The organism is Luteolibacter ambystomatis, assembly GCF_018137965.1.
Lineage (GTDB): Bacteria > Verrucomicrobiota > Verrucomicrobiia > Verrucomicrobiales > Akkermansiaceae > Luteolibacter > Luteolibacter ambystomatis.
Genome location: NZ_CP073100.1, coordinates 4,326,354 through 4,352,802 on the forward strand (window position 1 = coordinate 4,326,354; position 26,449 = coordinate 4,352,802).

Here is a 26,449-nt window from a genome sequence, read left to right on the forward strand (position 1 = left end):
TTCGGGGCATGGTGGCGCCGCCGGTTCGGGTGCGTTCTGAAAACTTCACAAGCATCATGAAACCCCGATTCCTCGTTCTTCCGGTTGCGGCGCGCGCCGCCCTCCCACTGGTTCTTTGTCTTGCCGCCTCATCCTTCGCCGTGGCCGTCACCGGCTCATGGAATACCGATGCGGCCGGAACCTGGAGCACGGCTTCCAGTTGGACCGGTGGCGTTCCCAATGGCATTGGTGATGGGGCCAACTTCACGAATAACATCACCGCAGCCCGCACCATCAGCCTCGCGGGCAACCGCACGGTGGGCGCGTTGAATATCGGCGACTCCGGCACGAGCTACTTCGGATTCACCATCAATGCGGGCACGCCCGGTACTTCGCAGCTCGTCTTCGATCAAACGGGCACGGCGAACGCGACGATCACGGTGCCGAATACCGGTGGCGTGGCGACGAACACGATCACCCCCTTCTCAGTCCTCCTGAAGGACAACCTGGTGGTGACGACCGCGTTCCCGAACAGCGGCACCACGCAGCTCAGCATCAACGGCATCATCACCGATGGCAGTGGCAGCTGCAGCCTGACCAAGGAGGGCCCGGGCATCGTGGTCCTCCAGGCACCGAACAATTATAAAGGTGGAACGCTCATCAATGCCGGGCGTCTCAATGCACAGAGTTCGGTAACGGCCTTCGGTGCCGGTCCGGTGACGGTTGCGAGCGGGGGTCAGGCCTACCTCAACACCAGCGGCACGTATAACAACTTCACCATCGCCGGCACCGGCTACGCCAACAGTGCGGACACCGCCGCGCAGGCGGGTGCCATCCGGCTTGAGAACAATCGGGGAGTGATGGGGAATGTCACCATCACGGCAGCCGGTGCGCGTCTCGGTGTGAATACGAGTGCAGCGGGTTTCATCGGCGGGAATCTTCTCGGTACGGGCAATCTGGAGATCCACTCGCCGGTGACCACCACCGGCACTGTTTCATTGCTGGGAAGCGCTTCCGGTTACTCCGGTACGCTCAGCATGGCGCGGGGCAATTTCAATTTCGCCGGTGCTTTCGGCGGTTCGATGTCGGTGGTGACCGCGACCGGAGCCACCACTACCCTTGGTGGGGGCACTTCGGTGGCCGGCGGTCTCACGCTGGACTCCACCAATGCCGTAATCACCTACCGGAACAACCACGGCACGCTCGCCATTGGCGGCGCATTGAACCTCGGAGGCAGCACGACGGTGTCGCCCTCCAGTTTCCCGGCTCCCGGAACCGGCACCCTCACGCTGATGACCTATGCCTCGAAGACCGGTGCGGGCACGCTGGCCTTCAATGCCACCGGCTACCGCGGCACCCCTGCGATTTCCGTGGGCGCGACGTCGGCCGCGATCACTGGTCTTGATGGCCAGACGCGGACCTGGGTCAACGCGCTCGCCAATGGAATGTGGGATCTCAATGCCTCGGCGAACTGGGATGGAGGTGACAACAAGTTCTGCCATGCGGATGCCGTGGTCTTCAGTGATGTGGCGGCGGGCACCGTGACTCTTACTGGAACTGTAGTACCTCACTCGATCACTTTCACGAATACCACCGGCAACGACTACGTGCTGACCGGCGGAGTGATCGATGGCGCGGGCGGCGGCATCACGAAGTCCGGCGCTGGCATTGTCACGCTGGGCGGCACCAATACCTTCGTGGGGCCGGTGGCGGTGAATGCCGGGCGTCTCAGCCTCGGTACCGCGCAGGCGCTGGGTTTCACCACCGGAGTGACGGTCGCGTCCGGCGCTTCGCTGGACCTGAACGGAAAGGGGATGACGGCGGTTTCCCGGATGGTGGACATCACGATTTCAGGTTCGGGAGACGGTAATCTTCCGGCTCTAGCCAACAACGGTGCGAACATCGCTTTCACCGGGTCCGCGGCAGCGGGTATCCGCAATGTCACCCTTGCGGCGGATGCGACAATCGGCGGCACCGGAAACTTCGATATCGGCAGCAGCGGTATCCTGGACGGTGGTGGCTTCACCCTCACCAAGACCGGGACGAGTCAGGTGTATCTCACCGGCCTTTCGAGAAACCTGAACACGGTGGTCGAAGGTGGCACTCTCTCCGGCTACGGCCCCGATCCATTCGGCACCACGCTCCGGATCAAGGCGGGCGGCATCGCCCAGGCTGCCAATCCGGGCACCTACACCTCGCAGGTGACGATTGAAAGCGGCGGTGTTCTTCAGCATGCCATCGGCACCGAATCCCTGTGGACCGGCGCGTTTACCGTTCCGGGGGATGCGGAGCTCTCATGCAACAATACCACGGGCACCTCTCTCACCGTGGTGCAGGGATTCTCCGTTCCGGGGAATCTGACGAAGAGCGGCGGCGGCACGGTGACGCTCTATAGTGACGTGCCGGTCTCGGGGGGCGTGAGTGTGACCGGCGGTATTCTTCTGTTGGGTACCGGCGGTGGCACCGGTTCCTTTGGCAGCGCGCCGGTCACCCTATCCGCCGGTGCCACCCTCAATCTTTTCCGTAGCGGTACCGTGGCGTTCGGTAGCGCGATCAATGGCGCGGGCAACTTCCAGGTGACAGGCCCGGCGGCCGTGAGCCTGCCTGCAACGAGTACGTACGCCGGTAGCACTACGGTTTCCGCTGGTAGCCTCCAACTGCTGAATCCCGCACACAGCGGCGGCACGCTGACCACGTCCGCAGGCACTTGGTTCGGGGCCGCGGGAACCTTTGGCAATACAGGCGTCAGTGGGATTCTATCGCCGGGAACTCTATCGGCTCCGATCGCCACCCTCAATGTTGTCGGCACCGGTGCGGCTACGGTCATGAACCTGAATCTCGGTGCCACGGCCACCTATGAGGCCCAGATCAACACCGATAACGGCACCGCCGACAAGATCGCCGTTTCGGGAACGGGTACGGCGGCCGGCAATGTCGCCATCGGGGCTGGCACCACGCTTTCGCTGGCGAATCTGGGAACCACCATCGCAGCTCCCGGGACGAAATTCACCCTGATGACCTACACCGGCACGATCACCGGCAGCTTTGCCGGATTGCCGGAAGGCGGAGTCGTTGGGATTGGTGGAACCAATTATGTCATCCGCTATGCGGACGGAGGTAAAAACCTGACACTCACCGTGGCGACCGCCTACGACAATTGGATCCTCGGATACTACGCAGGAAGCTCCGGCGGAGTGGTGCTCGGTGCCACTGCCGACCCGGACAAGGACGGTGTGGCAAACCTGATGGAATATGTCTTGGGATCGAATCCCTCCTCATCCTTGGCAACCCACATGCCGGTGGGTGTCCGTTCGGGATCGGACTTCCTCTTCAGTTTCGATTTCCGCAAGGAGGCGGAAGAAGCCGGCTACATGCCTGCGGTGGAATACTCGTCAACCATGGCACCGGGCGAGTGGTTCGTCGCCGGTCCGGAAACGTATTCCAGCGTCGATCACGGATCGTACAGGACCTTCACCATCACCCCTCCATACGGTTCACTGGAGAAGCTTTTCGGCCGTCTGCGCGTGACGGCACCGTGATCAATTGATTTGAGCAACATGCGCCGGAGGGGACGATTGCTCCTCCGGCGCTTCTTCATACAGTCCATCCATGAAATCCATCCTCATCTTTGGTGCCATCGCCGCGATGGTGTCCACCGCCTCCGCTCTTCAGGCAGGTGACCGCGTGACCCCGGAGGCTCTCGGTCAGGCGAAGTTCGTGCAAGGTTCGGTTCCCAAGGAATGGGAGCCCGGCAAGCTCTACTTCATCGAATGCTGGGCCACCTGGTGCGGTCCATGCATCGCCTCGATCCCGCACGTCAATGAACTGCACAAGAAGTATTCCGAAAAAGGCCTGCGCGTGATCGGCCTGAACGTGTGGGATGATGGCCCGTACGAGAAGGTGGAGAAGTTCGTGAAGGCGAAGGGCGAGGGCATGTCCTATCCCGTGGCTTTCGTCGGCAAGGGCGGCGCGTTCGAAACCTCCTGGCTCAAGCCCGCGGGCGTGACCGGCATTCCCCACACTTTCCTTGTGCGGGATGGCAAGTTGCTCGCCACCCAGCATCCCGGCCAGCTCACCGATGAGGTGATTGGGAAGCTGCTGGCGGGCGGTGATGGTGAAGCCCAGGCGCTGGGCGTCATCGCGCAACAGAAAGCGGATCGCGCCGCGGAGACACAGCTCTACAAGGATTTCCGCGCGGCCCAGGCGAAGAAGGATACGGCGGCGATGGCGCAGGCGATCCAGGGATTGGAGAAGTACGATTCGCGTGGTATTCCGAACCTCCGTTTCGATCTCGCCCGCACCAAGGGTGACTGGAACGAGGTGAAAACGGCGGTGGCCGGTTTCCCGGATGATGCCACGGCACTGATGCCGCTGGGCCAGTTTGCCGCCGAGTTGTGCGACGAAACCCGCACGCCGGGCGTATCGGATGATCTTCGCCGCGAGGTCGCCGCCAAGATCATGAAGGCCCAGGGCGGCAAGCCGGGACGCTATTATGAAATGGTGCCCCTCGCCGCGCTCCAGGCAAAGGCGGGTGACAAGGAAGCCGCATTGAAAACCGCGAAAGTTCTCATTGCGAATCCCGGTGACACACCGGCGGCCGTGATGACCCGTTACACCGCTGAAGTGGACAAGGGCGAGGTTCCCTCGTTGTCACAGTTTCTCTCCTGGGTCTCGGAGGAACGGAAGGCCGCCGCAGCGAAGCAGTAGGCTTCCGCAGGTGTGCTTGCCCGCATGTCGGATTGCTGTTAGCCACCCGCTGTGAGCAACTGGTATTATGAGAGCAACGGGACCCAGGCGGGTCCCGTGACCATGGAAGTGGTTCTGGCCATGGTGGGCCGTGGCGAACTGGGCCCGGCGAGTCTGGTGTGGACCGATGGCATGCCGGGATGGCAGGCCGTCTCCCAGACATCCGCGCTGGCGGTGGTTTCCAGCCCCACTCCTGCACCGGCTCCTGTCGCTCCGGGCGGTTTCAATCCCTATGCTCCTCCATCAGTCGCCTACCAGCCTGCGCCGGTGCCCGAGATGCGAGGGTTTCCATTTGTGAAGCGGGCCAACTATGGTCTTTCCATGGCGCTGCTTTTGAGCGGTTTCGCCGGGATCATTGTGGGAGCCATCGGTATGGAAGCGAATCCCCGCAACGAGGTCGTGTTTGGGATCTTCGCGGGTGTGGGGGGCATCCTGCTCTTGGTCGGAGCGATCCAGTTTCTGATCTACCTCTATCGTGCGTGGCTTGTTCTCCAGCCGCATACCAGCCGCAGCACGCCCGGTAAGGCGGTCGGGTTCCTGTTCATCCCGCTGTTCTCCATCTACTGGAAATTCGTCGCCTACTGGCGCTGGTCGGAGGAGTGGAACCGTCTGGTGGCGAATGTCCGTCCCGGCGCTCCGCGCATGACCGAGGGAGTATTCCTCGCCTATGCCATCACCGGAGCGGCGGCGCTCATTGCCGGTGCTTTTGCCGCCCTTCCCTCCATCATCCTTTTCCTGATCGCGATGCGGCAGGTCTGCAACGCGGTCAACTACGCGGCGGATCATCCGGCCTGATTTCGCGGTCAGGTTTCCCCGGTCCGGGAGATTTGCAGGGAAGGCGGTCAGGAAAGGCCGCCTTTTCCAGATCTCCGTTCATGAAAGTCCCGCTGTTCCTGCTCCTGTCGAGCTTGTGTCCGCTGTATGCCGTCGAATTTCCCGGCGCGTCCCCCGGAGCCGCGGCGCTGGTGGTGGAGGGAACCGGTTGGCAGCTCGGTAATGCGGCGCTGGCCGCGCATTTCGCCCCCGCGGGCGCATCGTGGCAGCTCGTGCGGGTGGACCGGCTGGCAGGTGGAGGTTTCTCCGGAGGTACGGATTTGTTCCGTATCGGGCTGAATGGAGGGACGACGATTTCTTCCTCCCAGATGCATGTGGTGGGTACGGTGCAGCAGCTTCCGCTTACAGCCGTGGCTGACAGTCCGCGTCTGGCCGAACGCCTGTCTGGCAAGGCCCTCCGGATCGTTTTCCGGGATGCGGCGGAGTCACTGGAAGTGCGCTGGCAGGCGGAGTTGCGGGATGGTTCCGCCTATCTGCGGCAGTGTGTGGAAATCGTTTCCCTTTCCGGCAGCCCGACCATCACGGATGTCACCGGACTGACCGGCACTCTCGATGCCGGTGCGATCTCCGGTTACACGGATGGTGCGGTGTTCTCCGGAACCGGCTTCTTCGCGGGTCTCGAGACTCCGGTCGCGAAGCTCTACATCGATCCCGCGGCCGCGCGTGATGTGGGCACCTGGAATCCGGCGGCGGTGGCCACCGGCACCTTGCTCCACGATCTGGGAACCACTGGGCCCGGTCCGTTCCAGATCAAGTACCAGTACACCTCCGGCAACCACCGGCTCGACATGGTGAAGGCCGAGTTGCTCGACGGGAATACCGTGGTCTCCACGGACACCCACACCGGTTATACCGGCAACGCCGCATCCAACAACACATACGTCCTGCAGGCACCGGAGCGGAAAAACTACAAGCTTCGTACCACGCTCCAGCAGACCAGCGGCAACGACAGCAACGGCAGAATCACCCTTACCGAAGGCGCGCCCGCGCTTTCCATCGGCAACTGGACTCCGGCTCTGGTGACGCCGAAGCACATGAACTTCCCCGTCTCTTTCCCCGCCGCGGGGTCGTGGCAGGTCGTGTTCACCTATACTTCCGGCAATCATCGCCTGGACGTCACCCGCGTGGATTTGCGCGATGCTTCGAATCAGATCGTTTCGTCCGATGTCCACTCCGGTTACGCCGGGGTGCCATCGTCTCTGAATACCTACACGCTGAACGTTCCGGCCGCGGGTTCCTACACGCTTTCGATCGACAACACCTATCCGAACTCGGATACGAACAGCAACGGCACCATCACCGCCAACCCGGCGGGGGGGCCGAAGAACGTCCGCGCCGTCTGGCCGCGTGGTCTTGCGCTTGCACCCGGCGATGTCTGGAAAACATCCTCGGTTGTCGGCCTCAGTGAGCCGGGGCAGGCGCGGCGCTCCTTTCTCCACTATCTCGAACGCGAGCGCGCCCATCCCTACCGCCAGTTCGTCCACTACAATTCGTGGTTCGACCTGAACATCGGCCGCAACGACAACTCGAATCCGCTCCAGCGCATGACCGAGAGCCAGGCGCTGGCGGTGGTGGATGCTTGGAACCAGCAGCTCTACACCGCGCGGGGCGTGCGGCTGGATGGCTTCGTGTGGGACGATGGCTGGGATGATTTCAATTCGCTGTGGAATTTCCACGTTGGCTTCCCGAACGGTTTTTCCGCCGTGAACCAGCGGGTGGCCAACCAGCAAAGCGGCATCGGCGCATGGTTGTCACCGTGGGGTGGCTATGGATCGGCGCAGACCCAGCGCATCGCCTATTGGAACTCGATGCATGATCCGGACATCGGCTCATTCCATCTGTCGAACGCGGAGTACTATGGAGCCTTCCGCGACCGCTGCCTGCAGATGGCCCAGGACTATGACATGCGTTATTTCAAGTTCGACGGCATCGGCGGCGGCACCTTCGCCACCGGTCCCGGCAGCGGCACGGCGCAGGACATCGATGGATTGTTGAAGCTCGCCGGCGAATTGCGGGACCGCCGCAGTGATGTGTTCATCAACTGCACCGTGGGCACCTGGGCTTCGCCGTTCTGGCTGCTCTCCGCGGACAGCATCTGGCGGCAGGGCTATGACACCGGCTTCACCGGACCGGGCAACAACCGCGAACGCTGGATCACCTATCGCGATGAAATCACCTGGGAGCGCTTCGCCTCCTCCTCGCCGTTCTATCCGCTGAACTCGCTCATGTTCCACGGGCTGGTGGTGGGGAATTATCCCGGGACGGACCCGGCCTCCATGCCGCTCGATCCCGCCAGCGTGGCGCATGAGATCCGCTGCGCCACTGCTTGCGGCAGCGGCCTGCAGGAGCTGTACGTCAGCGCGGGGCTGATGACGCCAGCGATGTGGGATGAGCTGGCGAAGAGCCTGCGCTGGCTGCGGGCGAATGCGGATGTGCTGCCGGATGTCCATTGGGTCGGTGGCAAGCCGTACGACAGCGCATCCTCCACCGCGTCGGTCTATGGATGGGCGGCGTGGAATCCGCGCAAAGGCACGCTGGCGCTGCGCAATCCGGGATCGCAGGCGACAACAATCACGCTCACGCTGGCCCAGGCACTGGAACTTCCCGCGGGAGCACCTGCCTCCTTCGCCGTGCGCGCGGGCTATGCCGACCAACGCTCGATCACCGGCATCAGCGGTGCGACCGTGGCTTCCGGCGCTTCACTGACCTTCGATCTCCAGCCGTATGAGGTGCTGGTCTTCGATCTTTGGCCGGCGGGTTCGGCGATTCCGGATGGTCCGTTGTCCGCGGCTCTGGCCGGGCCATCCAGCTTCGGCCAATGGGCGGCGGCGAAGGGACTCACCGTTTCCAGTAGTCCCGGTGACCGGCTTGCCGAGGTTTTCGTGAGGGATGATGATGGCAACGGGATCACCAATGGTGTCGAATATGCGCTTGGGCTGAACGGCAATCAATCTCCGCTGAATATGCGGGATACGTCCACGGGCAAGGTGGCGGAGACGCCCGAACCCTCCGTCGCCGCGACGGACTCCGCCCGTTGCTGGGTTGAGACGAGCAGCGATCTGGCAAATTGGAGCGCTGCGACCGATCAAGCGGATGCCTTGGACAAGCCCGCCGGCGTGCGCTGGTGGAGAGCGGAGGGAAATCCCGATCGGGCTTTTTTCCGCGTGCGTGCGGCTCTCAAATGAAGTGAGCCGGCTGCCAAAAAAGAAGCGGCCCGACCGATACTCCCTTGGGAAAAACCCAATAAACCCAGAGGGAACCTTCGGCCGGGCCGCCTTGTTGTGTCGCGACAGGGGATGATACGCAGGTCGCGTGCAAACCTATCGATTATTTTATCCAAAAATAGGATAAGATCCGCTGATGATTGAAGATCAGAGAGAAACGGATGTCATTATTTGCTCTCGAAGACAGGCCGGGTTGTTTGACATACGAACTCATGAAAGCTTTTCCGCAATCTCTTCAAGGGGATAGGTAAGGATTTCCGCCAGCGTGGGATGATACCAAGGTGCGCGCAGCAGGTCGTATACCGTGGCCTTCATCGCCAGCGGCCCCGTGAGGCAGTGGATCAGCGAGTCAGCGTGGGTGCCCACGATCTCCGCGCCGAGCAGACCTCCGCGTTTGGGATCGGCGAAGAGCTTCACGTAACCATAGGTCGCGTCCATGAGGATCGACTTGCCATGATCGTCGAAGGGATAGCTGGCGGAGAGGAAGGGAATGTTCCGCTCCTTGAGCTCCTTTTCTTGGAGGCCAAGCGTGGCCAGTGGTGGATCGGTGAAGACGACGCTGAGGAGCAGATCGGGATCGATGGGTTTGAGACTCTTCACGCCAAAGGCATGGCGGGCGGCGAGTTCACCTTGGGAAACGGCGAGGTGGACGATGTCGTGGGGTCCGCAAACGTCGCCACCGGCATAGATGTGGGAACGGCTGGTTTGTTGCCAGCGGTTCACGGCGACCCGGCCTGCGTCGGTGAGTTTCACACCCGCAGCCTCCACGTTGAGTCCTCCGGTGTTCGGTTCTCGCCCGAGTGCGTTGAAGAGATACGCGGCGCGGCGCGTGAGGGTTTTGCCATCCTTGGTGAACTTCGCGCTCACGCCATCCGTGGTGGTGCTGATCTTTTCGATCTTGGTGCCGGTGTGGAGCTGGATGCCTTCATCGCGGAACGCTTGTTCGACCACCGCAGCGGCGGATTCGGAGAATTCCTTCAGCAAATGCGGGCTGCGTTGGATGAGCGTCACCTTGGAGCCGATGCGGCGGAGGAACTGCGCCAGTTCGCAGGCGACGATGCCGCCGCCGAGCACGATCACACTCTCCGGCACGAAATCCAGATCGAGCACGTCATCGCTGGTCCAGTGTGGGGTTTCCGCGAGCCCAGGAATGGGCGGTGAACTGACCTTGGAACCGGTGGAGATGAGGATCTTTTCCGCTGCGATCTCCGTGCCATCGGAGAGGGCGACGGTCTTCGGTCCGGTGAAGCGGGCATGGCTGCGGTAGAGGTCGAACTTTCCGCTCTCCAGCCCTTGCACGCGGTAGTCGGCGAATTCACGGATGGTCTTCACTTTCCAGCGGTGCAGCGCCTTCATGTCCACCTCGGCAGTGGGGATGCGCAAGCCGAAGGTCTTGCCCTTGCGGGCGTGGTGCAGGACCTCGGTGGCGTGGAGCAGGGTCTTGGAAGGCATGCAGCCGCGCAGGATGCAGAGGCCGCCGAGTTCGCGCGCGCCATCGGCGACCGCCACGCGCTTGCCGAGATCGGATGCCGTACGGGCCGCGGCGTATCCGGCGGAACCACCGCCGATGACGAGGAGATCGTAGGATTTCATAACCTGGCTGCCAGTTTCCACCGGGGTCGGGTGAATGCAAGGAGCAGGGACATTCCTGTCCCGTTTCTGAAGACGAAGAACGGGACAGGAATGTCCCTGCTCCTTGTTGAGTTCGCATGCCGGTTTCTTTAAAAGCCGCGTTGTGCACGAGACGATCGAACTGGGCGGACTGACCAATGCCGAATTCTTCGCGACCCACGCGGCTCCCGGCCGGGTGGGTCTGGTCGGCGGCACGGCACTCATCGATCGCGCGATCTGCCGTGCCCAGCGTCATGTCACGGATGGCGCGTGGAGCTGGTTCTCGCATGCGTTCTTCATCCAAGGTGCACGTGCGGACGGTCACCATTGGGTGATCGAATCCGACCTCGATATCCATCGCCGCCATGTCCGTCTTGGCGTGCAGGAAAACCGCGTTTCGAAGTATCATGACGAGGAGCTATATTCCACCGTGGCAATCCTCGACTTCGGCCTCACGCCTGAGCAAACCGCGGCCATCGTCACCGAAGGGCTCAACCTGGTGGCGGACCGCACGCGTTATTCGCTGCGCGAGTTGTTGGGCGTGATGGTTGCGATCCGGAGTGAAACGCTCCGCGGCAAGACCAACCTCCTTTCGCGGGAGAAATCGATGTTCTGCTCGGCACTGGTGCGGCATCTCTTCCGCGCGGCCGGAGTCGATCTCGCGCCGGATCTGGATGTGAAACACACCGCACCGGAAGATCTCGCGCGGTCGCTCGTTCCCCACACCACTTATCTGCTCAAGCGCGAGATCGCGACGAGCAAGCTGAAGGCGATCAAGCGGAAGCTGAACCGCGGATTCATGCTGTGAGGTGGAGTGCGAGACCTCGAAGAGGTTGCGACCAAGTAGCGTCAAGCTTGGCTTGGCGTGCTTCTGGCGGCTGCCTTTACCGGCAAAGGCGCTTTCCCATACGCGAAGCAGAGCTTCGCGCTACTACGCGCCCGCTGACGCGTGGGCGTGGGCGCCAAAAGAGGGTCTCGATACGGAGATGCCGTCGCCGAGGCTCCTCAACCTCCGGCTATGTTCCGCGGCCTCTTTGAGGTCGTAAGCAGATCCTCGAAATTCGAACCCAAATGGAAAACGCGTGCATGCAGCCGGTGAGCGTGGTTTTTCTCTCCCTTCATGGCAGGCCGCGCGACGCAGATCGACGGGCTCCGGGCGTTCGCGATGCTCGGGGTGGCGTGCGTGCATTGGTTGCCGCGGGAGATGCGCGGCTGGGTGCCGTTCGAGCTGGGCTTGTTCTTTTTCCTGGTGCTCACCGGCTATCTCATCACCGGCGTGCTACTGCGGGAGCGCGACCGTGGCGATGCCTCCGGAGTGGCGTGGAAAGCGTATGGCCTGAAAAATTTCCAAGTCCGCCGCGGCCTGCGGATCCTCGCTCCCTATTACGCGGCGGCGGCGTTCGCGCTGGTGCTGGGAGCGCGGGACATCCGTGAGGCATGGGGATGGTATCTGACACATACGTCGAACCTCCACATGGCCATGCACGGCTGGGCGGACTTCACCTCGCACTTCTGGACGCTGGCGGTGCAACAACAGTTCTACGTGCTATGGCCGTTCGTGATCTGGTGGGTGCCCCGGCGCTGGCTGGTGCCGCTGCTGGTGGTGTTCTCCGCCATCGCACCGGCTTACCGGCTTTTTGACACGGCATTGGAGAAGACCTTCGTCCTGCCGGACCTGCTGCCACTGGCGGCGTGCGACTACCTCGGGCTGGGAAGCCTGCTGGGCCTGGCGGTTCATCGCGGCCTGCCGTTGTCCCTTCCGGTGCTGCGGCGCGCGGGGATGGCGGCCTTCGTTTGCTATGCCGTTCTCTATGGGTTCCAGCAGGCGGGTCATCCGGTGCCGGTCCTGCGGGTGTTCCAGCAGACCTTTCTCGCCGTGGCGTGCTGCGGATTGATCGCCGCGTCCTCGGTGGGATTCGGGGGATGGCGGGCGGCTCTGCTCGATCATCCCGCGATCCAGCATCTCGGGAAACTTTCGTACGGGCTCTATCTTTTCCACAATCTCGCGCCACTGGCGGCCGGGTGGATATTCCCGTGGCTGTGGAACGGGCATTTCGAGCACGGAGCCGGTTTTGCCGCGCGGCTGGGGGTGTTCGCCCTGATCTCATGGGCGCTGGCGTGGCTGTGCTGGCGGCTGCTGGAAGTCCCGGCGCAGGGGGTAAAAGCCCGTATGGCGCGTAATCCCTGATCCATGCAGGCTGCAAAAAATTTTCGTGGCCCCGGGACCGGTCGCGTGCACCATCCGTCGCGTAACTTATGAAAGCATTGGTCAAGGCAAAGGCGGAAGAGGGCTTGTGGCTCCAGGACGTTCCGGAACCCGAAGTGGGTCCGAAGGACGTCCTCATCAAGATCCGCAAGACATCGATCTGCGGCACGGACGTTCATATCTGGAAGTGGGACAAGTGGGCCCAGCGCACCATCCCCGTGCCGATGCATGTCGGTCACGAATTCTGCGGCGTCGTGGAAGCCGTCGGCTCCGGCGTGACCGACGTGGTCCCTGGCGAACTCGTCTCCGGTGAGGGCCACATCGTTTGCGGCCGCTGCCGCAACTGTCTGGCCGGCCGCCGCCACCTTTGCCCGAACACGCTGGGCGTGGGCGTGAACCGTCCCGGTGCCTTCGCCGAATACCTCTCCATCCCCTACACCAACGTTTACAAGGTCGATCCCGCCATCCCGGAGGAGGTCATTTCCACCTTCGACCCGTTGGGCAATGCCGTCCACACCGCCCTGTCCTGGGACATGGTGGCGGAGGACGTGCTGATCACCGGTGCGGGTCCGATTGGCTGCATGGCTGCCGCCGTGGCGAAGTTCGCCGGTGCGCGCCACGTGGTCGTTACCGACGTGAACCCCTACCGCCTTGAGCTGGCCAAGAAACTCGGCGCCACCCGCGTCGTGAACGTCGCCCAGGAAAACCTGGATGACGTGAAGAAGGAGCTCGGCATGAAGGAGGGCTTCGACGTGGCGCTGGAGATGTCCGGCCACCCGTCCGGCCTCAACGACATTCTCCAACACACGTCCAACGGCGCGAAAGTTTCGCTGCTCGGCATCTTCCCGGAAAAAATCGCCATCGATTGGGACAAGGTCATCTTCAAGGGCCTGATCCTCAAGGGGATCTATGGCCGGGAAATGTTCGAAACTTGGTACAAAATGAGCAGTATGATTCGTGCCGGTTTGGACATTTCGCCAGTGATCACCCATCGATTCCACTACACCGACTTCGCGAAAGGCTTCGAGACCATGATGTCCGGCCAATCCGGGAAGGTTGTGCTGGATTGGACGTGATTTCCGGCGGAATTCCCGCCTGCCCATCCTACCACATCCCCTCACTGCATGTCCTTCCTCCCAAAACCCTTCGCCCATCCGTACGAGATCGCTCCCGAGTTTTCGAAGAGCGCGGTGTATTTCTCCTGCGAATTCGCCCTCGACCAGAGCTTCAAGATCTACTCGGGCGGGCTCGGGTTCCTGGCGGGCTCGCACATGAAATCGGCGGCAGCCCAGCGGCAGAACCTGTGCGGGGTGGGGATCTACTGGTCTTACGGCTATTATAACCAGACCCGCGGCGACGAGGGTGAGATGGCGGTCCAGTTCCGGAAGAACGAATACGCGTTCCTCCGGGATACCGGCATCCGCTTCACCGTGCCGATCCACGGCCATCCGGTATGGGTGAAGGCGCTGTACCTGCCTGCGGAGACCTTTTCCACGGTGCCGATGTTCTTCCTGAGCACGGACCTGGAGGAGAACGATCCACTGTCCCGTGCGATCACCCACCGTCTTTACGACAACGATCCGCTGCGCCGCATCGCCCAGTACACCATCCTCGGTGCGGGCGGTGCCCGGCTGATGGAGGAGCTGGGTGTCGATCCGGAGGTCTGGCACCTCAATGAGGCCCACGGTCTTTCCGCGGCCTTCCGCCTGTATGAAAAGCATCGTGATGTGGAGGAGGTGCGGAAACGTCTCGTCTTCACCACCCACACGCCGGAGGAGGCGGGCAATGAGAAGCACGACTTCAAGTTGTTGAAGGATTTCTCGTTCTTCGGCAGCGTGCCGGAGGAAGAGGTCCGGGAGATCACCGGCATCGAGGGCGAGGTGTTCAACCACTCGCTTGCCGCGCTGCGCCTGGCCCACATCGCCAATGGCGTCTCGAAGCTCCACGGCGAGGTGTCCCGCCAGATGTGGAAGGGCCACGCCGGCATCTGCCCGATCACCCACGTCACCAATGCCCAGAACAAGAAGTACTGGGCGGACCACGGCCTCGAAGCCGCCCGCGTCCACGGCGACACCGAGCTGCTGCGCAACCGCAAGCGCGAGCTGAAGGAGCGTCTCTTCCGCGTGGTCGCGGACCAGACCGGCAAGATCTTCCGTCCGGATGTGCTCACCATCGTGTGGGCGCGTCGTTTCGCAGGCTACAAGCGGCCGGACCTGATCACCCGCGACATGCGACTGTTCCGTGAGCTGCTTTCCAACTCCGAGCATCCGGTGCAGGTGATCTGGGCGGGCAAGCCGTTCCCGTTCGACTTCGGTGCGATCGAAACCTTCAACAAGCTCGTCGGCCTCTGCCGCCATCACCCGAATGCGGCCGTGCTCGTCGGCTATGAACTGGAGCTGTCCCGCTTCCTCAAGAACGGCGCGGACATCTGGCTGAACAATCCGGTGGTCACCCGCGAAGCCTCCGGCACCTCCGGGATGACGGCCGCGATGAATGGAGCGCTGAATCTTTCCACCTACGATGGCTGGGTCTGCGAGTTCGCCGACTTTTCCGGTGCGAACAGCTTCATCATTCCGCCCGCGGATCCCTCGCTCTCGCCGGAGTCACGGGATCGTCACGATCTCCTCGGTTTCTATGAGCAGATGGAAAAGAACGTCCTGCCACTCTACTACGAGAACCCGCAGGGTTGGGCGGAGAAGATGCTGCGCTCGATGAACGATGTGGTGCCGTTCTTCGACTCCGACCGCATGGCGGCCGAGTACTATACGAAAATTTACGCTCACGCGGCGCAACCGGTGATTGACCAGACACCGGCCCACAGCGTCCTTTGAAGCATGCCTTTGCCTCCGAAGCGAAACGGGAGATTCGTCCGGAATAGTCCGCCATCGCCCGCCGAATCCGCCATCTGGGAGCCCTTGGATGGCGAGCCTTCGGCTGCACCGCCACCGGTTCGCGTACGGGTGGCGGAAGCGGCTCCCGTGGAGGTGTCCCCGGCTCCGGAGCCTATTGCCGCACCGCTGGCGGAAGCCTCCGCTGCCGGGCCGGTGCCTCCCGCGGTTCCTGTGACACCGCCGCCGCAGGGCGTGCTTGCAGCCGCTCCGGAGCCCGAGCCGGTTTCCGCGCGGCAGATTGCCGCGGATCTGGCGGCCCGGATCGGTGCGGGCAAGGTGGATCTCAGCCAGCCGGTATTGGATACCCACGCCGGGGACAAGTGGTATGCCCGCCACCAGCCGGACGTTGTTGTCTTCGCCGAGTCCACTGCGGATGTGTCCGCGGTGATGGCCTATGCCCACAAGCACCGCATCCCGGTGACCACCCGCGGCGCGGGCTTCGGCTATGTGGGCGGCTGCGTGCCGGTGAAGGGCGGCATTGTTCTCTCCACCATGCGGATGAACCGCATCCTGGAACTGGCTCCCGCCGATGGCGTGGCCGTGGTCCAGCCGGGTGTGATCACCGCGGAGCTCCAGCGTGCCGTGCGCGAGATCGGCTGGGAATATCCGCCGGACCCCGCATCGCTGAAGGATTGCTCGATCGGCGGAAACATCGCCACCAACGCCGGCGGACCGCGCTGCCTGAAGTACGGCGTGACTCGTAATTACGTGCTCGGTCTCGAGGTGGTGCTGGTGAACGGCCGCGTGATGCGCACCGGCGGACGCCTTCACAAGAACAAGACCGGCTTCGACCTGTGCGGGCTCTTCACCGGTTCGGAAGGCATGCTCGGCATCGTCACGGAGGCCACGCTGCGCCTGATCCCCCGCCCGCCCGCGCGTGCGATGGTGGCTGCGGTATTCCCGGATTTCGCGATGGCCGCTGCGGCCGTGCAAACGGTGCTGAACTCCGGCCACCTGCCGTCCGCGCTGGAAATCACGGATGCCTTCACCCTCGCCGCCGCGCGCAAGCGCCTCGGAGCCGATGTCTTCCCACCGGGCGATGCCTATTTGATCGTGGAAATCGACGGCCGCCACACCGCCGTGGCTTCCGAACTGGCGGAGCTTCACACCCTGCTCATGAAAAACGGCGCGACCCATCTGGAGATCGCGCCGGATGAGGAGGACTGCGAGCGGATCTGGCAGCTCCGCCGCGAGTTCTCCTACTCGCTGCGGGATACCGGCCTGACCAAGCTCAACGAGGACATCGTCGTGCCGCGTTCGAAGCTGGTGGAACTCGTGAATTTCGCCCGCCGCCTGCAGGACGAAACCGGTATTCCGGTCGCCTGCTTCGGCCATGCCGGAGATGGCAACATCCACACCAACCTGATGGTGAAGGATTACAACGATCCGCTCGTCCGGGAGAAGGCGGATGCCGCTCTGGACGTGCTTTTCCATTGGATTCTCGCCAATGGGGGCGCGATCACCGGCGAGCATGGCGTGGGCCTCGCCAAGAAGCCATGGATCAAGGAGGCGCTCGGGGACGCATCGTTCGCCATTCACCGCTCGCTCAAGCGCACCCTCGATCCCCACGGTATTCTCAATCCCGGGAAATTCCTGGATCCTTGATCAAAATTTTTGATCCGCAACCTGCTGATCGGGAGCGCCTTGAAAACGTGACGCGAGAGTCACTTTAAAAAATTCGATAGACAGGGCCGCCATCTGCGTATGTTCCCTCGTCGCGACACTACAGGCGGTCCGGCCGACGAGCCTACAGGTTTTTGGGTTTTTCCTTAGGTTTATCGGTCGGGCCGCCTCCTTCTTTTCCGGTGTTGGTTTTCGGGCGGCTGGGCTGATAGGAATCAAAGTTGGATTCCATATGGATCAGCGGCACCCATCATCCCATTGCGGAATCAGGCTCTACAGGGTCGTGCTGTGGATCATGCCCTCATGTCTCGTGCTCGCCATTTCCGCAGGCTGGGATCGGGCTTTTCCGATGCGGAGATTTCCGGGGGGTCATCACCCACCTGAATGGTTGGGCCCGACAGTGTTGCTCTTCATACTCGCCGTGATGGTGGCCATCGGCTCCTGGGATGCCCGTTTGAGCGGGAGACCTTCTCCTTTAAAAGCCGCGCTGAGATACACCTTCATTCAGTGCGTGTGGCTGCTATTGGCGGGTGCAGCGGGTGCCAACGCCTAAGAAGGCGTACCAGAAATCCTGGTTGAAGCCCCTTCGTCCCGTTGGGACGAAGAAGTTTCGGTACACCCTCTAAGAAGCCCGTCCGGGCAACATGCACGGCCCCTTGTCATTGCCTCCTTTCGAAGAATCGGCCTAACATGCGGTATTCATGGAGAGGCTCGGTCACGTGGATCATGTCCGGCTGTTGGATTTCATCGCTGGAATCCATGAAGCGGTGCCGCTGGCTGGATTTGGCAAGCACCTCATCCGTTTGACCTCCGAGCTGCTGCCGGGCCTCACGGTGTCCTTCGACCAGATCGAGGAATCGAGTGGCTTCTATTCGCTGGAGCACAATTTTCTGATGTCGGAGTCGGAGCAAAGCCAGCTCTTCAACCGCCTGCGGGACGTCTATCAGCAGAATCCGATCTACCGCTACCTTCAGGAAGGCGGGACCGGACCGGTGGTGGACATCGCGGATCTGGTGCCGCGCCGCCAGTTCCAGCGTACCGATTTCTATCAGGACATCTTCCGGCCCGTAGGGCTGGAGTATCAGATGCAGGTGCTGATGAACCGCCCCGGCTGGATCCAGACCCTGACTCTCAATCGCGACCGGCCGATTCCGAAGGCTGCGGCACTCACTCTCAAGCTGGCCGCACGTCATATCCAGCTCGCTCATCGCAACGCCTGTCTGATGGAGCAGTTGCGGCCGGTCGTGGTGGCGGACCCGCAACCTGCGATCGCTTTCACCCGCCGTGAGCGTGAGGTCTTCGCGTGGTTGCAGGAGGGCAAGCGCAACGGTGAGATCGCCCTGTTGCTGGGTTGCTCACCCCGGACGGTGGACAAGCACGTGCAGCGCATTTTGTTCAAGACCGGGGCCGAAACCCGCACCGCTGCCGTCCGCTGCCGGCGTCTGTGAAACGTACGCGGTACCGCCCATATCCGGCTACGTGAATTTACGGCATGGTGTGCGCGCTCATGAATCCACGCACCTTTCTGCCTGCCTTCGCGTTTTTCGCCTTATCCCTTGCCCGGCTTCATGCTGCGGATGCTCCCGGGACCAAGGACCATCCGATGCTCAAGCGCGTCACGGGTTCGGAAATCATCTGGGGCAATACCGCGAAGTTCGATGAGATGAAGATCGCGCTGGAGAAGATCCAGTACGACTACAATGCGCAGGGCTTCAAGGCGACCAAGCAGGAGACCGTCGAGGGCGCGCACGCCACGCTTTACTACCGCTTGCCCGGAGACGTCTCCACGCTGGAGGCGGTGCGCCAATACGAGCAGGACCTGAAGGCCGCCGGATATGCCGTGGCCTTCACCGCCGCGAACGACGAGCTGGATGATGGCTATGGCCGCTTTGTCGAACGCATCTTCCCCGCCGCTCTCAAGACGGAAGGGTTGAAGTACTTGCATGAGTTCAACCACGAGGAGCAGCGCTATTCGGTGCTCAAGGGCAAGTCGAAGGAAGGTGCGGACGTCGTTGTCTCGCTATACGCCTTCGTCCTCAAGGATGTCTCGACCGGCTTCAAGAAGCTCGTGGAAGATCACAAGTTGCAGAAGGACCAGACCGTGGTGCGGGTCGACATTCTCGAAACCAAGCCGATGGATGCCCGCATGGAAGTGGTGAAGGCCGCGGAGATCACTTCGTCCATCAGTACCACCGGCCGCGTGGCGATCTACGGCGTCCACTTCGATACCGACAAATCCGAGATCAAGCCGGACTCCGCGGACTCGCTGGCGGAAATGGCGAAGGCGATCAAGGAAGGCGGCGGCCGCTATCTGATCGTCGGCCACACCGACAACCAGGGCGAATACGCCCACAACCAGACCCTCTCCGACCGCCGCGCCGCCGCCGTGACCTCCGCGTTGGCCAGCCGCTATGGCATTCCCTCCTCCACCCTGATTCCGGTGGGCGTGGGTATGGCCGCACCGGTCGCCCCGAATACCGATGAAGCGGGCCGTGCGAAGAACCGCCGCGTCGAGATCGTGAAGATGTGACTTCCCCCCAAACGAAGACCCCAAAGAAAACGACCAGGGCTCGCGGGCAATCGCGGGCCCTGGTTATTTCAGAGGGTTTCGGGAAACCCCTCAGAGGTTTCGTGATTTTCAGATCACAAAGTCGAGGTCATCCGGCTTCGGATGGCGGGACTTCTTGTTGAGGATGCTGAGCTGCTTCTCTTCATACACGACCAGCGAGTGCGCCGGGACGCTGTGCATGAGGAAGACGTTCGCGCCGATGGTGGAGTTCGCGCCGATCACCGTTTCACCACCGAGGATGGTCGAGTTCGGATAGATGGTGACGTTGTCCTCTACGTTCGGATGGCGCTTGAGGCCTTTCACGATGTGGCCCTGTTCGTCCTTCTCAAAGCTGCGCGCGCCGAGCGTGACGCCATGATAGAGCTTCACGTGGTTGCCGATCACGCAGGTCTCACCGATGACCACGCCCGTGCCATGGTCGATGAAGAAACCCGCGCCGATCCGCGCACCCGGATGGATGTCGATGCCGGTGCGCGAGTGCGCCCACTCCGTCATCATCCGAGGGATGATCGGCGCGCCGAGGCGGTAGAGCCGGTGCGCCACGCGCTGGATGGCGATGGCTTCGATGCAGGGATAGGAAAGGATGATCTCCTCATGGCAGGTCGCGGCCGGGTCGCCCTCATAGGCGGCCTCGATGTCGGTGCGCAGGAGTTCGCGGACCATCGGCAGCGATTTGCAGAAGCGTTGCATGATGCCGGGCACCGGATCGTCGCCCTCCGTTTTCCGGCCGATGTTCACGCTCTTCTTCACCTGGTCGGTGAGGCGCTCCACCACGCGGATGAGGCGCTTGCGGGTGACACACTCCAGCGTGTCCTCCTGGATCGCGTCGTCATCGTGGAAGCCGGGGAAGAGGATCTTGAGCAGATCGCGGCAGATGTGGCCGATCGCGCCGGTGGACGGCATGTCGAGCGCTTCGCGGTGGTTCAGACCGCCGACTTGTTCGTAGGAAGCGAGCAGCGCCGCGACGTACGGGTCGAAGGTGTGGTCCAAGATCTGGAGCGTCGCCGCGTCCGGCTGGATCCGGCGTGACGGGACGTTGGCGGGTTCGTGAGACATGGGCAATAGGGGCCGTGACCGCTTTCAAAGTCCCACGATGGGCCGGATTCCGCAAGGCGGAGGTGGGGGTGTCCTCAATCCTCGCGCATCAGGCGGAACGTCAGGTTGATCCGCGGGGTCGTGACCTTCTTCATCTTCGGCAGGCTGTGAAGCCAGTGGGTTTGGGTGATGCCCGCCATGACGAGAAGGCTGCCATTCGCGAGGGTGAGAGAGGTGGTTGCGCTGGTGCGTTTGTGACGCAAGGCGAACTTCCGTTCCGCGCCGAAGCTCAGCGAAGCGATGGCCGAGTCGCGCACGATGGAGGCCTCATCATCGCTGTGCCAGCCCATGCCTTCGCCGCCGTGGTGATAGAGATTGAGCAGGCAGGAATTGAAGGCACTCCCGCTGAGGCGCTCGGCAAGGGCTTTCAATTCCAGCAGCTCCGCCGTCCACGGCAGCGGTTGTTTGGTGGTGCCGGAGTAGGTGTAGGAGAGACCCGGATTGCCGAACCACGCGATCTCCCGCGTGGTGACGATCTTCCTGCCGAACATCACCAGTTCATCGTGCCGCCATGGAATCGTCTCCAGCAGGCGGGCGAGGAATTCATCGGCCTCCGCCTTCGTCATCACCGGGCCGTGGTAGCGGGCATCGCCATCACACGGCAGCAGGTTGAACGCGGAGCCGGGGCCGAAGAGATCCATGTGCAGTTTACTTCGCGGTGAGAAGAATCACCACACTTTCGAGGTTCTTCGCGAGTGGAAGCTTGAGTCCTTCTTCGGCGAGTTGTTTGCCGGTGAGATCCTTGCCATTGGCTTCGAGGGTGGAGCTTGCACCCGGCTTCACGTTTACTTCCTCGAGGTGATAAGTCTTCGCCGGATCGAGACCCTGGAGCTTCAGCGGATGATCCGGGCTGTTGGAATCATCGCCGGTCTGCCACGCGAACACGACCGCCTGCGATTTGTCCGCAGTGACGTACGACGTGGATGGACGCTTGGTTTCGTAGGGGCTCTCGAGGCGATAGAGTTCGCCGAACTGCACGATGGGGCGGAGGCGGGTCTTGTAGAGTTCGATCGCCTGCTTTGCGATGGCGCGGTCCTCGTCGCTCAGGTGGCGCGGATCGAGATCCATGCCGAGGCGCGCGCTCATGGCCACATCGAAGACGAACTTGAGCGGACGCTTGCCCCAGTGGGTGGCGTGGGCGCTGATGGCGGTGGCGGGGAAGAACTGCGCGTAGTCCCACTGCATCGAAATGCGGCGCACCGGATCGGTGTTGTCGCTCGGCCAGAACTGCTGGAAGCGCGAGAGCGAACCGTAGTCCACGCGGCCGCCACCACCGGAGCAGACCATGAAGGTCACGTTGGGATACTTCTTCGCCACCTGGTCCATCACCTTGTAGAGGCCGCGCACGTAGTCGATCCACAGGTGCGATTGAAGACCGGCATTGAGATAGCTCGATCCGGGCTGGGTGATGTAGCGGTTGCAGTCCCACTTCACGTAGGTGGTGTCCGGTGCGGATTGCAGCGTCTTGTCGATGCAGTTGAAGGCGTGCTCCTGGACTTCGGGCCGCGTCATATCCAGCACGAGCTGGTTACGGCGGAAATGAAGATCGCGGCCCGGCGCGGTGATGATCCAGTCCGGATGCTTCTCGTAGAGATCGGACCTTACGTTCACCATCTCCGGCTCCACCCAGATGCCGAACTGGATACCGGCCTCCTTGCCCGCATCGGTGAAGGGTTTCAGGCCGTTTGGCAGCCGGTCCTTGTTCGGCTCCCAATCGCCGAGACCGGCGTTGTCCGCGAGGCGCGCGTGCTTGCCATTCCCAAACCAACCGTCATCCAGCAGGAAAATCTCCGCACCGAGATCCTTCGAACCCTTCATGATCTCGATGATCTTCTTCTCATCGAAGTCGAAGCCGGTGGCCTCCCAGTTGTTGTTGATCACGAGCTGTGGCTTCGCACCATCGCGCACGCCGAACTGGCGTGCCCAGCGGTGGAAGCGGCGCGCGGCCTCGCCCTTGCCGGTGGTGCTGAGCGTGTAGATCAGATGCGGCGTTTGGAAGGGCTCCTTCGGTGCGAGTACACGCTCGGACGCGTAGGGATTCATCCCGGCGTTGACGCGGGTCACGCCGCCGTCCATGCGCTCGAAGTTGAAGGCGAAGTTGCCGGACCATGCGAGGCTGGCAGCCAATACCGTGCCTTCATTTTCACGCGGCTTGCCATCGATCCCCAGCAGGAAGTGCGCACCGACGTACTGGGTGCCCATCACGCCATACTTGTTGTCGATGAGCTTCGAGCCCGGTGTGAGTTTCTCCTCCACCGGGTTCATCTCGTTCGCCCATTCACCGTGATAGTGGGTCAGCCACAGCTCGTTCTGGCGGAAGGTCAGGCTGGCGGAGGCGAAGTTTTGGAGCAGCACCGGCTTGTCCTCCTCATGGCGGATCTCGGTCCACTGTTCGATCACCTCCTCCTTCGCATGGGCGCGGAAATACAGGTCCACGAAGAAAGGATAGTGTCCGTCCTTGAGCTGGATGCGCGTGAGCGTGTCGCCGGGTGCGGTTTCCTTCGTCTCATGGGAAACGTAGCGTAGCTCCGTCGAGGTGCCGCCATCGGCGTGACGGGCGCGGACGGCGGGATCGCCGATGAAGATGCCGCCACCGCCGGGATAGGCGGGATCTTCCTTGGGCTTCTCCGGCGCCGTGGTGGGTGCCTTCGATTTTTCGCCCAGGTAGAGCTGGTGGAGTTCCTTTTTCCCATCCACGCGGAACAGGAGCGTGGTGGAATCGGTCTGGATGGGAATCAGGTCATCAGCCGCTGCCGTGAGGGAGAGGCCGATGAAGCCGGCAAGAGCAATGGATACTCGGGGCATGCGTGGGTACTCAACGCTTGCCCCGATCCATTGCCAAGCCGGAAGGCTGGTTTCCCGGGAGAGACTTATGCCCGGCGTCGGCGCAGCAGGAGCATTACGCCGAGGCCGCCAAGCAGGGCGGCGGAAGGTTCCGGCACCGCATCGCCGAGGAAGCGCACTTCCGAGAGGCCCACGCGGTCCCCGCCACCGCCACCGAAATAATTGTCCGTCACCGTCATGCGGATGAAGTTCGCTTGCGTGGCGGTGAAGGCGGTGGTCGTCGCATTGGTGGCATTCGCGGCCACGTTGATGTCGCTGATGGTGGAGTCGTAGCTGGTACCGCCGTTGGTGGAGAACTCCAGCGTCACGGTCTTGATGCTGTTGCCGGTGCCGCCGTTGTTGTAGCTCCAGTTCACCAGCGAATCGACGAGGTAGGTGTTGTCGAGGCTGAAGGTGAAGACCACGGAGGCCGTGGTATCCGCGAAGAAATCGCCACCCGCGGCACCGGGATCGTTGGTCACCCAGGCATTGCCGGTGGCGGCCGCGGCGTGGGTGATGGTGGTGTAGTTGGCGAAGGTGGGTGTGGCGGAGAGTCCGGCGCTGTTGATGAGGTTCGCCTCGGTGGGGAAGAACTCGACGGCGGTGCCGGTGAAGGTCGCCGCGGTAGGGGTGATCAACACGGTGGCAGCGTGGGCGGCTCCGGCCAATGGCAACAGGGGGAGGAAGCGGAGGAGGGATTTCATGGGATGGGAATGCGATGACGGAGGCCGGTCGTGCGCCGGCCATCCCCATGCCAATCTCGCCCGCCGGGAAAACCTGACGGGAAATCCGTGGATATTACTTTTTGGCGCGGATCGCGTCCCGGTAGGGACGGTTCGTAAACACGAGCGTCTCCGGATCGCGCAGCAGATGGCGTTCGATGATGGGGCCGCTGGCTTCCGGGACGGTCAGCTCCAGGCAGCCGTCCTTCACGATCCAATGGCTGTTGGCAAAGGTGCTGTAAGGTTTGCCATCGATCAGGAGATCGGCCGTTCCATCCGGACGGAAGGTGCGTTTGAACGATTGGCCGTCGTGAAGGTATTCCCACGTGCCGATGAAGTCCTCCGGCTTCGCATTCACGGCGAGGCCTTCCTCCACCAGAACCACTCCGCGTGCCACCGCGGGTTTGTCCGCCAGCCAGTCCGGTTTCACATGCAGCCGCAGCGTCCACTTGCCGCGCCGGTAGTGGTCTCCGGCCACATTGAGATCGTATTCATTGTTCTTGGTCAGCGAGGCGAGCCCGGTGAAGCCCGGGTGATCATCCGAGGCCACCAGTACGTCGTCCAGCCTCAGTTCCGCACCGCGGGTGGCCACACCGTGTGGGCCGGTCATCCATTTGCAGATGACGCGGTAGTGGCCGGGCTTCCACACGAGATGGCTGATATCGTAGTCCCACGTTGTTTCGGCCGCGGCTTCTTTGACTTCCCAGGCGAATTCGCGGGACGGGAACCGGCGGGTGAACTTGGCCTGGTCGAAGGGCACCGATTGGATGCGTCCCTCCCCGGCGAGCACGGCGTGGTTTTCCAACAGCCGCACCGGCCGGGCCCCCTCGCCCTTCGGCTGGAATTCGATCTCTCCCCGGAAGACGCCGAAGTTGGCAACTTTCTCCCCGCGGCCGATGTCGACACCGAATTCCGTGCCGAGATCGACGATCCGTCCGTCCGCATAATTCACCGTGAATCCTTCCGCGCCCTTTGGCACGTCCGCCACCACCTTGCCGTAGGTCAGGGACATCGAATTATGGCCCGTCACCTCGAAGTTGGCCGGACCTTCGATCACCGTGCGCGTGCCACTGCCGAAGGTGACTTCCAGCAGCCCGGAGGTGATGCGGGTGGTTCCCGAGCCGTGTTTCAGATCCACCGAGCGGTCACCGGCCACGCCGTCCCACGTCACTCCCATCATGCCGGTGATCGTTGCCTCCGGACCGAATGACCTGCCGCCTGCGGGCGATTTCGCGCCGGTCATTTTCCACGCGAGCGCGCCACTGGCCGCGCCGATGACGAAGACGGCCGCCATTTTCCACCATGAGCCGGTGGTGGACTGCGGACGCGGTTTTGCCGCGATGGGCGGCAGCATGGCCGCAGCTTCCGCGAGGCCACCTTCGAGTTCGGAGATTTCGAAGAAATAGTCGCGCGCGGCGGTATCGGCTAGGAGGCGTTCTTCCAGCCGCAGGGCGTCGCCGCGGGAGATGGTCCCGTCGTGCCAGGCGTCCGTAAGGCGCCGGAGTTCGGAGTCGGGGGCTTTCATGAGCGTTCGGAGTGGGATTGCCGCCGCATGCAGTCACGCAGGGCGAGGCGGATGCGCGAGATCCGCTTGTGAAGCGATTGGGCGCTGCAGCCCAGCGTCCGGGCGTGGTCGACCAGCGATTGGCGCTGGACGTATTTCACTTCCACCAGTTCGCGCTCCTGGGCGGGCAGGCGTTTCAGGCACTCGGCCAGCGTTTCGCTGCTGCCGTCGCGGGTGGTGAATCGTTCTTCGGCGTGGGCCGCCAGCTCTTGGAATGCGGTTTCGCTGAAGACCACCCGGCCCTCGCGCTGGCGGTCGCGCCGCCAGGTGGTCGCCTTGAAGTAGGCCACGCGGAAGGCCCATGAGATGAAATTCGTTCCGGCCTCGAAAACCCCCTGCTTCTGGATCAGCACCAGATTGGTTTCCTGCACGAGATCGTCCACGTCCGACCAGCCGCCGAGGATCGAGGCCACGTACCCCCTCAGCCGCGGCTGGGCGGCCGCCAGCAGCAGGTCGAATTCCTGCTCGGAGAGCCGTGGCGGGTCCCCGGGAGCTGGAAAAGGAATCGTCATGGTACGTGGATTCGTCTGGGAGTGTATCTCCCCTGCCGCTGGAACCTGAC

Annotated in this window: 18 protein-coding genes; 11 read left to right on the top strand and 7 right to left on the bottom strand. The window is 62.5% G+C overall.

Going from position 1 to position 26,449, the window contains the following annotated elements; genetic code table 11:
* Positions 1-56: 56 nt before the first annotated feature.
* The 4 genes from KBB96_RS16670 (at position 57) to KBB96_RS16685 (ending at position 8,744) form a co-directional block, all read left to right on the top strand.
* Positions 57-3,518 (top strand): beta strand repeat-containing protein, encoded by a 3,462-nt coding sequence (locus tag KBB96_RS16670; RefSeq protein ID WP_211630624.1) that lies wholly within the window; start codon positions 57-59, stop codon positions 3,516-3,518.
* Between the two features lie 70 nt (positions 3,519-3,588).
* A complete protein-coding gene (locus KBB96_RS16675) occupies positions 3,589-4,686 on the top strand; it encodes a TlpA family protein disulfide reductase (RefSeq protein ID WP_211630625.1) in 1,098 nt (365 codons plus the stop codon).
* A gap of 51 nt (positions 4,687-4,737) precedes the next feature.
* On the top strand, positions 4,738-5,520 hold the full coding sequence (locus tag KBB96_RS16680; RefSeq protein WP_211630626.1) for a DUF4339 domain-containing protein: 783 nt from the start codon (positions 4,738-4,740) through the stop codon (positions 5,518-5,520).
* Between the two features lie 80 nt (positions 5,521-5,600).
* Positions 5,601-8,744, top strand: coding sequence for a hypothetical protein (locus tag KBB96_RS16685; protein WP_211630627.1), 3,144 nt, complete (start codon positions 5,601-5,603; stop codon positions 8,742-8,744).
* A gap of 249 nt (positions 8,745-8,993) precedes the next feature.
* Here the strand turns inward: KBB96_RS16685 and KBB96_RS16690 are convergent, their stop codons facing one another.
* Positions 8,994-10,376, bottom strand: a complete 1,383-nt coding sequence (locus tag KBB96_RS16690; RefSeq protein WP_211630628.1) for a dihydrolipoyl dehydrogenase family protein — start codon at positions 10,374-10,376, stop codon at positions 8,994-8,996.
* A gap of 142 nt (positions 10,377-10,518) precedes the next feature.
* On the opposite strand from KBB96_RS16690, the gene KBB96_RS16695 reads away from it, so the two are divergent.
* The 7 genes from KBB96_RS16695 to KBB96_RS16725 all read left to right on the top strand — a co-directional run bounded on the left by KBB96_RS16695 (position 10,519) and on the right by KBB96_RS16725 (position 19,644).
* Positions 10,519-11,202, top strand: coding sequence for a hypothetical protein (locus KBB96_RS16695; protein ID WP_211630629.1), 684 nt, complete (start codon positions 10,519-10,521; stop codon positions 11,200-11,202).
* 312 nt (positions 11,203-11,514) lie between these two features.
* Positions 11,515-12,582, top strand: coding sequence for an acyltransferase family protein (locus KBB96_RS16700; RefSeq protein WP_211630630.1), 1,068 nt, complete (start codon positions 11,515-11,517; stop codon positions 12,580-12,582).
* 68 nt (positions 12,583-12,650) lie between these two features.
* Positions 12,651-13,676, top strand: coding sequence for an L-threonine 3-dehydrogenase (gene tdh / locus KBB96_RS16705; protein ID WP_211630631.1), 1,026 nt, complete (start codon positions 12,651-12,653; stop codon positions 13,674-13,676).
* Between the two features lie 48 nt (positions 13,677-13,724).
* Positions 13,725-15,431, top strand: coding sequence for an alpha-glucan family phosphorylase (glgP, locus tag KBB96_RS16710; protein ID WP_211630632.1), 1,707 nt, complete (start codon positions 13,725-13,727; stop codon positions 15,429-15,431).
* Between the two features lie 3 nt (positions 15,432-15,434).
* The gene (locus tag KBB96_RS16715) at positions 15,435-17,096 is read left to right on the top strand and encodes an FAD-binding oxidoreductase (protein ID WP_211630633.1); all 1,662 of its coding nucleotides are present in this window, start codon (positions 15,435-15,437) and stop codon (positions 17,094-17,096) included.
* A gap of 719 nt (positions 17,097-17,815) precedes the next feature.
* Positions 17,816-18,562, top strand: a complete 747-nt coding sequence (locus tag KBB96_RS16720) for a helix-turn-helix domain-containing protein (RefSeq protein WP_211630634.1) — start codon at positions 17,816-17,818, stop codon at positions 18,560-18,562.
* A gap of 59 nt (positions 18,563-18,621) precedes the next feature.
* A complete protein-coding gene (locus KBB96_RS16725; protein ID WP_211630635.1) occupies positions 18,622-19,644 on the top strand; it encodes an OmpA family protein in 1,023 nt (340 codons plus the stop codon).
* A 108-nt stretch (positions 19,645-19,752) separates the two neighbouring features.
* On the opposite strand, the gene epsC is transcribed toward KBB96_RS16725, so the two are convergent.
* From epsC to KBB96_RS16755, 6 genes are all read right to left on the bottom strand, one after another.
* Positions 19,753-20,739, bottom strand: a complete 987-nt coding sequence (gene epsC, locus KBB96_RS16730; protein ID WP_211630636.1) for a serine O-acetyltransferase EpsC — start codon at positions 20,737-20,739, stop codon at positions 19,753-19,755.
* A 74-nt stretch (positions 20,740-20,813) separates the two neighbouring features.
* A complete protein-coding gene (locus KBB96_RS16735; RefSeq protein WP_211630637.1) occupies positions 20,814-21,419 on the bottom strand; it encodes an alpha-ketoglutarate-dependent dioxygenase AlkB family protein in 606 nt (201 codons plus the stop codon).
* A gap of 7 nt (positions 21,420-21,426) precedes the next feature.
* A complete protein-coding gene (locus tag KBB96_RS16740; RefSeq protein ID WP_211630638.1) occupies positions 21,427-23,583 on the bottom strand; it encodes an alpha-galactosidase in 2,157 nt (718 codons plus the stop codon).
* Positions 23,584-23,648: 65 nt separating this feature from the next.
* Positions 23,649-24,305, bottom strand: coding sequence for a hypothetical protein (locus KBB96_RS16745; protein ID WP_211630639.1), 657 nt, complete (start codon positions 24,303-24,305; stop codon positions 23,649-23,651).
* Between the two features lie 94 nt (positions 24,306-24,399).
* On the bottom strand, positions 24,400-25,848 hold the full coding sequence (locus KBB96_RS16750) for a FecR family protein (RefSeq protein WP_211630640.1): 1,449 nt from the start codon (positions 25,846-25,848) through the stop codon (positions 24,400-24,402).
* Entirely contained in the window at positions 25,845-26,399 is a 555-nt protein-coding gene (locus KBB96_RS16755; RefSeq protein WP_211630641.1) for a sigma-70 family RNA polymerase sigma factor, read from the bottom strand. The genes KBB96_RS16750 and KBB96_RS16755 overlap by 4 nt, the downstream gene beginning before the upstream one ends.
* Positions 26,400-26,449 lie beyond the last annotated feature (50 nt).